5 protein-coding genes are annotated in these 10,268 nt (G+C 72.9%); 3 read left to right on the top strand and 2 right to left on the bottom strand.

Going from position 1 to position 10,268, the window contains the following annotated elements:
• Positions 1-378: 378 nt before the first annotated feature.
• Complete coding sequence (locus tag OG390_RS40595) at positions 379-819, top strand: hypothetical protein (protein ID WP_406174946.1); 441 nt, start codon at positions 379-381, stop codon at positions 817-819.
• A 326-nt stretch (positions 820-1,145) separates the two neighbouring features.
• On the top strand, positions 1,146-3,773 hold the full coding sequence (locus OG390_RS40590; RefSeq protein ID WP_406174944.1) for an FG-GAP-like repeat-containing protein: 2,628 nt from the start codon (positions 1,146-1,148) through the stop codon (positions 3,771-3,773).
• A 730-nt stretch (positions 3,774-4,503) separates the two neighbouring features.
• Here OG390_RS40590 and OG390_RS40585 read toward each other — a convergent pair.
• A complete protein-coding gene (locus tag OG390_RS40585) occupies positions 4,504-5,766 on the bottom strand; it encodes an SWIM zinc finger family protein (RefSeq protein WP_406174943.1) in 1,263 nt (420 codons plus the stop codon).
• Positions 5,767-5,829: 63 nt separating this feature from the next.
• On the opposite strand from OG390_RS40585, the gene OG390_RS40580 reads away from it, so the two are divergent.
• Positions 5,830-6,717 carry a hypothetical protein gene (locus tag OG390_RS40580; RefSeq protein ID WP_406174941.1) on the top strand — a complete coding sequence of 296 codons (888 nt, stop codon included), beginning with the start codon at positions 5,830-5,832 and terminating at the stop codon, positions 6,715-6,717.
• Positions 6,718-7,301: 584 nt separating this feature from the next.
• Here OG390_RS40580 and OG390_RS40575 read toward each other — a convergent pair.
• A complete protein-coding gene (locus OG390_RS40575) occupies positions 7,302-10,238 on the bottom strand; it encodes a DEAD/DEAH box helicase (RefSeq protein WP_406178159.1) in 2,937 nt (978 codons plus the stop codon).
• Positions 10,239-10,268 lie beyond the last annotated feature (30 nt).

Genomic DNA, 10,268 nt, shown 5'->3' with positions numbered 1-10,268 from the left:
CAAACACACCGCCGCAAACCGTGTCCCATCTGCGGGAACGGAATTCACAGGCAGCGGCGCCGGGTTTCTAGTACTTCCGGCGACGCGACGTCAAGTGGTCGGACATTGGCGACGGTTGGCATTAAACGGGCTGCCCGATGTCCGTTTTTTCCGCACGCTGGCCACCGGCTCGCGGCATCGTGTATAACCACCGGTTGCAGCCCGAACATGACCATTCCGAATTTCGAGGGGGATTCGATCGTGCACGGCAAAACCCAGGAATCCGAAACGGCGGAGTCGGAAGTCGAAAGACCGGATCCAGAACTCGAAGAGGCGGATCCTGAGACGAAGCCTGAGGAATTTGGCGCTTCCGCCACCCGGGAACCGTCACTCACACCGGTGGGCAAGAAGAAGAAGGGGACCGGCGACCGCGCCGCCCTGGTCGTGGCCGGCGTCGCCCTGGCTGCCGGCGGCAGCCTCCTCCTCTATGGCGTACTCGACACCGGCGAGGGCGCCGGCGAGCCGGAACACCGGGCCTCCACCGCCTCGGTGACGTACGAGGTGACCGGCGAGGGCATCGCCGACATCACCTACCAGGCCCGCAGCGCGTCCGGAAACGCCACAGCCGTCCACGACGCCCGCCTGCCGTGGCACAAGACCGTGGACGTCCCGCTCGGCACGGAGCCGATCGTCAACATCGTCCTCGGCGAGAAAGGCGGCCAGGCCCGCTGCGCCCTCGCCGTCCGCGGACAGCACGTCCAAAGCGCCACCGCCTCCGGCAGGTTCGGCCGCGCCACCTGCACCGGGTCACTGCCCACTCCGGAAGACCGGGCGAGCTGAGCGGCACCCGGTCGCACCGGATGCACCCGGACCACGCAGACATCCCTGGACACCGGACCGCGCCGCGCCCACGGCGCGACATGATCTCCATCACTTCCCCGCATCGGGCTGTGACGCTTCCCGATCGCACCTCGCTGGGGAAGCGCAGGCCATTCGTGTGACGGATGCGCCTCGCGTGACTTCTTCTGTGGCCGTCTATGGCCAACTACGGCTTTCTTTGGGGTGGATACGTCTTGAGTCGCCGCACGTCGCATGCCTATAAACCGCTGAATCTGAAGCGAAGAGCGTGGCTGACGCTCGGTGCCGTCGTCCTGGGAGGCGGGGGCGTGGTGACCTACGCCATCGCCAGCCCGTCCGACGATCCCGGCGCGACAGGCCGCGCCAAGCGACCGGTCAAGGTCTACGACCTCGCGCTGAAGGGCACCGGCGGCAGCAAGCGGGAGCTGCCCCGCACGGACACCAAGACGTTCTCGATGCTGGGTGTTACCTGGACCGGGGCCGCAAAGAAGGTCGACGGCACCGCGCAGGTGCGCACCCGCAGCCTGGAGTCCGGCCAGTGGGGTGGCTGGCAGAACCTGGAGCTGGACGAGGACCCGCCGGAGGACATCACCGCGGGCATGAGGGGCGCCTCCGAGCCGCTGTGGGTCGGGCCGTCCGACGGCGTCGAGGTCCAGGTCGTCCGCGACGACGGCAGCACGAGTGCCGGACTGCCCAAGGGGCTCGAGGTCAACCTCGTCGACCCGGGCGTGGTGACCCCCGGCGAGACCCGGTCCATCGGCACCGAGGCCGAGCCGGCCGCGTTCGCCGCCGAGACCAGCCCGGCCGCCACGGACACGGCCTCTCCGACCGACTCGGCCTCCGCGAGCCCGAGCGACATCACTTCCGCCTCGCCCAGCGCGTCGGAAACGGCCACAGCCACCGCCTCGCCCTCCGACTCGGCCTCAGCGTCCCCCTCGGAACCGGCCTCCGCGTCGCCGTCGCCGAGCGAGACCAAGCCGACCGCCCCGCCCTCCACCGTCACCGAGCCGCCGATCATCAGCCGGGCGCAGTGGGGCGCCAACGAGTCGATGGTGGACGACCCGCCCTCCTACATCGACAAGGTGCGGGCCGTGTTCGTGCACCACACGGTCGGTACGAACAGCTACAGCTGCGCGCAGTCGGCGTCGATCGTGCGCGGCATCATGGCGTACCACATCCAGTCCAACGGCTGGAACGACATCGGCTACAACTTCCTGGTCGACAAGTGCGGCCAGATCTTCGAGGGCCGCGCGGGCGGCGTCGACCTGCCGGTGATGGGCGCGCACACCTACGGCTTCAACAGCTATTCGGCCGGCATCGCCGTTCTCGGCAACTTCCAGGGCGACTCGACCACCTCGGCGGGCCGGCCGACCCGGGCCACGCTGGAGTCCATCGCCCGGCTCGCCGCCTGGAAGCTCGGCCAGTACGGCGGTGACCTGGAGGGCAAGGTCACGCTGACCGCCATGGAGGACACCGGGGTGTGGAAGAAGGGTCAGGCGGCCACCCTCAACACCATCTCCGGTCACCGCGACGCCTACGCCACCGAGTGCCCCGGCAACGCGATGTACGCCAAGCTCGGCGAGATCCGCCGCTTCGCCGCCAGCGCCGGCGCGAACTCCGCGATCCCCACGGCCGACTTCAACCGGGACGGCATCAACGACCTGGTGGCCGGCGTGCCGAGGGCCTCGGGCGGCGTCGGCAACGTCGTCGTCGTACCCGGCGGCACCGACGGCCCCGTCGGCAGCGCCGAGACCAGGCTCACGCAGTCCAGCCCCGGCGTGCCCGGTGCCTCCGAGACCGGCGACAACTGGGGCGCCGCGACCGCGTGGGGCGACGTCAACGGCGACGGCTACGCCGACCTTGCGATCGGCGCGCCCGGAGAGGACGACACCTCCGGCCACAGCGACCGCGGCGCGGTCACCGTTCTGTACGGTCCCGGCCTCAACTCCGGCTACTCCTACTCCACCACCGGCGTCACCAGCAGCGGCGCCAAGCTGGGCTCGGCGGTCACCGTCGGCGACTTCAACGCCGACGGCAAGGCCGACGTCTTCTCGGCCGGCTCCGGCAACAGCGGCTCCTGGAACGTCCACCTCACCGGCGGTGCCACCCAGTACGGCAAGCTGACCGGCTCCACCGGCTCGGTCGCCTACCTGGACGCCGCGACCGGCGACTTCAACCGGGACGGCTACGCGGACGTGGCCCTCAACTACCGCGACCAGTCCGGCACCGGACGCGTCACCTGGTTCAAGGGCACCGCCTCCGGCCTGGTCAAGGTCAGCGTCCTGTCGGTCAAGGGCGGCCGCTCCATCGCCGCGGGCGACGTGAACGGCAACGGCTACGACGACATCGTGATCGGCCAGCCGTACACGGCCGAGTCCGGCGCCCATCGCGGCGGCCAGGTCACCATGGTCCCGGGCACCTCGACCGGCTTCACCACCACCGGCATGACGACGATCAACCAGGACACCAGCGGCGTTCCGGGTGCCGCCGAGGACGGCGACGCGATGGGCGCCTCCGTCTCCGTCGGCGACTACAACGACGACGGCTACGCGGACGTCCTGGCGGGTGCGCCGAACGAGGACATCACCCGCAGCGGTACGAACCAGTCCAACGCGGGCATGGTCGAACTCCTCAAGGGCACGTCGTCCGGGCTGACCGGCTCCGGCGCTCATGCGTACAGCCAGGACACCAGCGGCATCACCGGCTGGACCGAGCCCAACGACAAGTTCGGCTCCGCCGTCACCCTGCAGGACCTGTCCGGCTGGGGCCGCGCCGACCTCGCCATCGGCGTCGAGGGCGAGAACAGCTACGACGGCACGATCCTCCAGCTGGACACCGGCAGCTCCGGCGTCGACACCAGCAGTGGTGTGTACTACGGCCGCGACACCCTGGGCACCCCCGCAGGAACCCACCTCGGCCAGGTGCTCACCCCGTAACCCGCAACCACCCGCCAACACACGGGCCGGGGCCCCTCGCTGTGGAGGGGCCCCGGTGCCCTCATGCGTCATCGCCGCCCAAAGCCCCGGCCGCAGAACCGTCACCCCGGCTGCACGATCAGACCACGGGGACCGAGCTCGCGCCCTGTCCCTGCCCTCCGGTGGCGACAGCCACCCAAGGGGCCTGACGCCCTGGCGTAGCGGCCTGCAGCGATCGGACGGGGCAGCTGACGCAGCATCCGGGATGGTTGGCGTCCGGGCGGTGTAGGTGATCACCGCAGGGTGCGTGAGCAGGAAGAGCCGGTTGGCCGCGAGGCCCTGTTTGCATCCTCAACCCAGCGGGCCATGTCCGCCTGCGCAGCCGCGTAGGGCACTTCTCCCAAGTCGACGCGCTCCAACAGCCAGTGTGAAGGTTGTTCCTCCGCAGATTCCGGCAACATCACCGCTCGACTCCTCGCTCATGACCGCAGTTCGACCGCTCGGCGGCTCAGGCGGCCGCCGGCTTCTGGATGCGCGGGTGGTGCTCCAGTGCCCAGCGCACGGTCTTCGGCGGGCGCCCGGGCAGGGTTTTCCCCGTCCCCGTACATCAAGCATGACGGACGAGTGATTCGTAGCATCCCCGTTCAACGCTGCCCGTAGGGCCACCAGCGGTCGTGCCGCCCGCCCGCCGCGCCGCCGGAAGAAGCTGCTCGGCTCACCAGTCGCGGGCGGCCCCGTCCCGTGCCCGGTGTCAGAGGTCGCCCGGTGCGCCGAGGCCCGTCAGTGCGCCGACCGGGTCGAGGTCGGGCGTGCCGCGGGGCCACCAGTCGTCGTGGCCCGGTTCGGATTCGTAGGCGTACCAGAGGCCGTTGTGACCGAGGCGGAGTTGGGCGTGGCCCCGGGGGTGGGTGAGGTGGTTGCGCCACGGGCGGAAGGCGGGGAGGTCAGCGGCGAGGAGAAGCGGGCGGGCCCGGTCGAAACGGCCGGCCGGCGGGTCCCAGGGCTCTTCGAGGACACGGAGCGCTTCGAATCCGCCCTGCCGCCAGGCGGCGACCGCGCGCGCCAGGTCGGCCGGGGTGCGCCCGGTCGCGGAGGCGAGCGAGGAGTACAGAGCGCGGGTGGCGGCGGTGAGCCCGGATCCGGGGCGGGCGGCGGCCAGACGCACCGCGTCCTGCCAGAGCGTCAGCTCCGCGAAGGGATCGCAGCCCGTGGTGAGCAGCGCGTGCGCACGAGCCGCCGCGTCCGTGGCCAACTGGTCGAGCGCGAACGGGTCCGGACCGCCCGGCGCCCCCGGGTAGGTCGGCGGCTGCTCGGGGTGCGCGGACGGTGGCAACGGCGCCGGGAGCGGCGGCAGCGCGCGCCGGGCGATCACGTCGCCGGCGCGTACGCCGGGCAGGGGCGCGGGTTCCTGTTCCTGGGCAGCGCGAGCCGCGCGGGTGGCGTTACGGCGGGACAGCGCGTCGAGCAGCTCGCGTTCGCCGCGGCCGCGCAACAGGAGCAGCACGAAGGGGTCTTCGTCCAGCAGCCGCGCCGTCTGGTAGCAGAGGGCGGCCGCGTGCTTGCACGGGTGCCCGGAGTCGGGGCAACTGCAGTGCGGTTCGAGCTCGCCGGGGCCCGGGAGCAGCGCGACGCCGCACTCCGCGAGCGACCTGGGCATCTCCTTGTCGAGCAGCGCGGCGATGTGCCCGGGACGCTCGGCGGCCGCGTCCAGGAAGCGGTCCCAGTCGCCGTCGGACAGCGTCCGCACCCTGACCTGCACGCGGTACGGCCGCGGTCGGCTCCCGTGCACATACGCGAGGACCAGCCCCGGCGTGACCGTGATGGCGTCGACGTACCCGTGCCCGGCATAGGCCCGCCCACGCGCCAATCGCGCCGCGTCCAGCGCCCCTTCCTCCAAGGCGGTCACCCAGGCATTCCCCCACCACGTCTCCGCGAAGGCGTCGGCCTCCGACGCCCGCGCGGCGAAGGCGGGGAAGGTACGACGGAGCTCACCGTCGCGGCCTGGGGATCCCATGGAACGAGGGAGCCGGTTGGCCTGAGGGGCGGTCCGCCGCTCTGATCCGGAGTGCGATCCGAGATGCGCCGGGAACGGGTCGGCGGTCGCATCGGGTACGGAGCCGGGCCGCGCGGGGCGCCGCCCGGGGAACGCCTCGCCGTCGTCGTCGGGTTGCGCGGCCGACGAGTCCGGCGTCGCCACGCGCGGGTCTCCGGGCCGCGCCGGGTGCGGCTCCGAAGCCGCCTCGCGCGCGCCTCCGGGCTGCGCCAAGTGAACATGCGAGGTCGCCTCGCGCGCGACTCCGGGCTGCGCCGAGTGAGCATGCGAGGTCGCCTCGCGTGCGACTCCGAGTTGCGCAGGCTGCGGCTCCGAATTCTCCACCCCGCGCGCGCCTCCGGGCTGCGCCGGGTGCGGCTCCAAAGCCGCCTCGCGTGCGACTCCGGGCTGCGCCGACTGGGCAGGCGAGGTCGCCTCGCGTGCGACTCCGAGTTGCGCAGGCTGCGGCTCCGAATTCTCCACCCCGCGCGCGCCTCCGGGCTGCGCCGGGTGCGGCTCCAAAGCCGCCTCGCGTGCGACTCCGGGCTGCGCCGACTGGGCAGGCGAGGTCGCCTCGCGTGCGACTCCGAGTTGCGCAGGCTGCGGCTCCGAATTCTCCACCCCGCGCGCGCCTCCGGGCTGCGCCGGGTGCGGCTCCAAAGCCGCCTCGCGTGCGACTCCGGGCTGGGCCGACTGGGCAGGCGAGGTCGCCTCGCGTGCGACTCCGAGTTGCGCAGGCTGCGGCTCCGAAGTCGCTTCGTGCGCGTCCTCGGGCAGCGCGCGGTCGGCATCGGAAGCCGCCTCGCGGACGTCCCTGGGCGGCACGCGAGGCCCGTCCGAAGCCGCCTCACGAGTGTCCCGGGGCTGCGCCGTATGCGGGTCCGACGTCACGTCGGTGGGCAACTCGAAGGCGCCGGCGAGGAGATCGCGTAGGTCCCGGGCTCGGGACCCGCCTGCCTGGCGCGGTCTGCTCCACCGAGTCCGGGAAGCGTCCGGGTGCGGCTCGACCGATCGGCGCCCGGCCTCAACTCCCCTGGTTCCAGGTCTCGTTACCCCACTATCTACGGCCTCCGAGTGTGCCGCCCGCCTCGCTTCGTCCCGCGCGGCGCGCAACGCCTCGCGCGCGATGTCACCGGGACGCGCGCCCCCGGAAGCCCCCTCGGCAGGACGGCTCGCCGGAGTACTCCCCGCCCCGGCCGCCCGCCGCAAGGCCTCTCGCGCCGCGTCGCCCGGTCGCGCACCCGGGGAGGACGCCGTCTTCGGCGGCGTCCCGACCGCGCCCCGCGCGGCAAGCGGGGCCGACTGGTCGTCAGCCGCGTCGGCCGGCCCGCTCTCCCGAACGTCGCGCTCCCGCGCGGCCCGCAGCGCCCGACGGGCCTCGTCCGCAGGTCGCGCCCCGGCAACGGGGCGGGGCAGATCGGTGCCGGCGGGCCTACCCGTGTCCCCATGCCGGTCGCTGTCCTCGCGTTCCTCCTCCGCCCCGGCTGCCACCGGCCGCTCGTCGCTCTCGGAACCGTTCACGAGGACCTCCGAAGCGACACCAGGTCCGACAGCTCGCGGTCGGTCAGTTCTGTCAGGGACGCCTCGCCGGAGCCGAGGATGGCGTCGGCCAGCGCCCGCTTCGCTTCGAGCATCTCGGCGATGCGGTCCTCCACCGTGCCCTCGGTGATGAGGCGGTGGACCTGGACGGGCTGGGTCTGGCCGATGCGGTAGGCACGGTCGGTGGCCTGTTCCTCGACGGCGGGGTTCCACCAGCGGTCGAAGTGCACGACATGGCCGGCGCGGGTCAGGTTCAGACCGGTGCCCGCGGCCTTGAGGGACAGCACCAGGACCGGGGTCGCCCCGCTCTGGAAACGGTCCACCATGTGTTCCCGCTCCGCGACCGGTGTGCCGCCGTGCAGGAGCTCCACGGGGACGGCGCGGGCGGCGAGGTGCGCGGTGATGAGGCGGGCCATCCCGACGTACTGGGTGAAGACGAGCGCCGAACCGTCCTCGGCGAGCAGCGTGTCCAACAGCTCATCGAGCAGGGCGAGTTTGCCGGAGCGGGCGGAGGGCCCGTGGGCGGCTCGGGCGTCCTCCTTGAGAAACAGCGCCGGATGGTTGCAGATCTGCTTGAGGGAGGTGAGGAGTTTGAGGACCAGGCCCCGGCGCGCGATGCCCTCGGTGGTCTCGATCGCCAGCATCGATTCCCGGACCACCGCCTCGTAGAGGGAGGCCTGCTCGCGGGTGAGGGGAACCGGGTGGTCGGTCTCCGTCTTGGGCGGGAGCTCCGGGACGATCCCGGGGTCCGACTTCTTGCGGCGGAGCAGGAAGGGGCGGATCAGCCGGGCCAGGCGGGCGACCGCCTCCTCGTCCTCGCCGTTCTCCACGGCGCGCGCGTGCCGGGCCCGGAAGGACTTGAGGGGGCCGAGCAGTCCGGGGGTCGTCCAGTCCAACAGGGCCCAGAGTTCGGAGAGGTTGTTCTCCACGGGGGTGCCGGTGAGTGCCACGCGCGCGGGAGACGGGATCGTCCGCAGGGCCTTCGCCGTCGCCGAGTAGGGGTTCTTGACGTGCTGCGCTTCGTCCGCGACGACCATGCCCCACTTCTGCTGGGCGAGCATCGGCGCGGTGGACCGCATCGTCCCGTATGTGGTGAGGACGAAGCCGCCGTCGAGGTCGTCGAGGGTGCGGTCGGGTCCGTGGAAGCGGCGGACGGGCACGCCGGGCGCGAAACGGGCGATCTCCCGCTGCCAGTTGCCCAGCAGCGACGCCGGGCAGACCACCAGGGTCGGCTCGCCGTGGGCCCGGCGCAGGTGCAGCGCGATGACGGTGACGGTCTTGCCGAGCCCCATGTCGTCGGCGAGGCAGCCGCCCAGCCCGAGGGAGGTCATCAGGTCCAGCCAGGCGAGGCCGCGGAGTTGGTAGTCGCGAAGGCGGGCCTGAAGCTCCGGCGGCGGGTCCACGGAAGCCACGCCCGCCGTCAGCCGGTCACGCAGTGCGGCCAGCGCGCCGACCGGCACCGCCTCGACCGTCTCACCGTCGACCTCGGCGCTGCCGGTGAGCGCCACGGACAGCGCGTCGACCGGGTCGAGCAGGCCCAGTTCGCGTTTGCGGGCCTTGCGGACGAGCGCCGGGTCGACGAGCACCCACTGGTCGCGCAGCCGGACGACCGGGCGATGGGCCTCGGCCAGGGTGTCCATCTCGGCCTCGGTGAGCGGATCGCCGCCGAGGGCCAACTGCCAGCGGAACTGAAGCAGTTCCTCGCTCTCGAAGAAACCGGTGCCGTCCGTCGCCGACCCGGGCGCCGGGCGCACCACCGCCGCCGCGCTCAGGTCGTGGGCGAGGTCGCGGGGCCAGTGCACGGCGACTCCGGCCGCGCCGAGCCGGGTGGCCGCCACCCCGAGCAGATCGGACAACTCCTCCTCGGAGAGGGCGAGTACGTCGGGCACGTCCTGTTCGGACAGTCGGTCGAGTGGTGGCCAGACGCGGGCTGCGCGGCGGACGGCGAGGGCCGCGTCGACGCGCGCGCGGGGGCCGAAGGTGGCGTCGGCCTCCCCCGCCCACAGGGCCGTCGCGTCCACCACCAGGGTGGGGTCGGCGAGGCTGTGCACCTGGACGACGGCCGCGCCCGCGCGGCGCGCTCCCTCGTCGTCGTCGAAGAGCTGGTGGGCGGACAGGTCCAGGCGCAGCGAGATCCGTACGCCCGCGTCCATGCCGGCGGCGACCTCGGCGGCCCAGTCGTGGGCACCGGGCAGCCGCTGTGGCTCGCTCGCCGCGAACGGTTTCCCGGATGTGTACGGCGCGGCCGGGGTGCGCGGCAGTGTATCCGCGACCGCGTCCAGGAAGGACCGCATCAGCGCTTCCGGCTCGGGCAGCCGGAGCGGGCCCTTGCCGGGGAGCGGGACGGCATGTCCCTCGTACGGAAGGGCCGCTGCCACCGCCCTGAGGTGGGCGATGTCGTCCTGGTCGAGCGGGCCCGCGCGCCATGCGTCGAGCCCCTCGGCCGTCAGCCCCGGCAGCAGCCGCCCGCGCGCGACGAGCCGCAGGGCATGCAGGGCGGCCGCGCCCCAGCAGGCCGTGGCGGGATGAGCGGCGGGGTCACGCCGGGCTCCGGCGAGCAGCGACAGGGCCTCACCCACGGGCAGCGTCACGGCGGGGACGGTGCCTCTGCGGACTCCGGGACCGTGGGGCCGTACGACCGTCAGCCGGGTCGGCTCGCCGGACAGGGCACCGTCGACCGGCTCACCCGACGACGCACCCCGGGCTCGCTCACCCGAGGACACCCCCGCGGCTTGCTCCCCCGGCACCGTGACCCCGACCTTCTGGCCGGACGGCAACGCGTCCCCGTCCGGATCCCAGAACGCGACCCGCCCCTCGCGCGGCAGCGGCGCGGGCAGGAAGACGGCGGCGAGCCGCACGGACAGTGATCGCGCGGAAAGCGACCGCTCGGCCACCGCATCCACCCCGTCCCCCATACGCCCGGTCACCTCCCGCCCCTCAGTCGA

The organism is Streptomyces sp. NBC_00996, from assembly GCF_045162675.1.
Lineage (GTDB): Bacteria > Actinomycetota > Actinomycetes > Streptomycetales > Streptomycetaceae > Streptomyces.
This window is presented reverse-complemented; position numbering and strand designations above follow the sequence as displayed.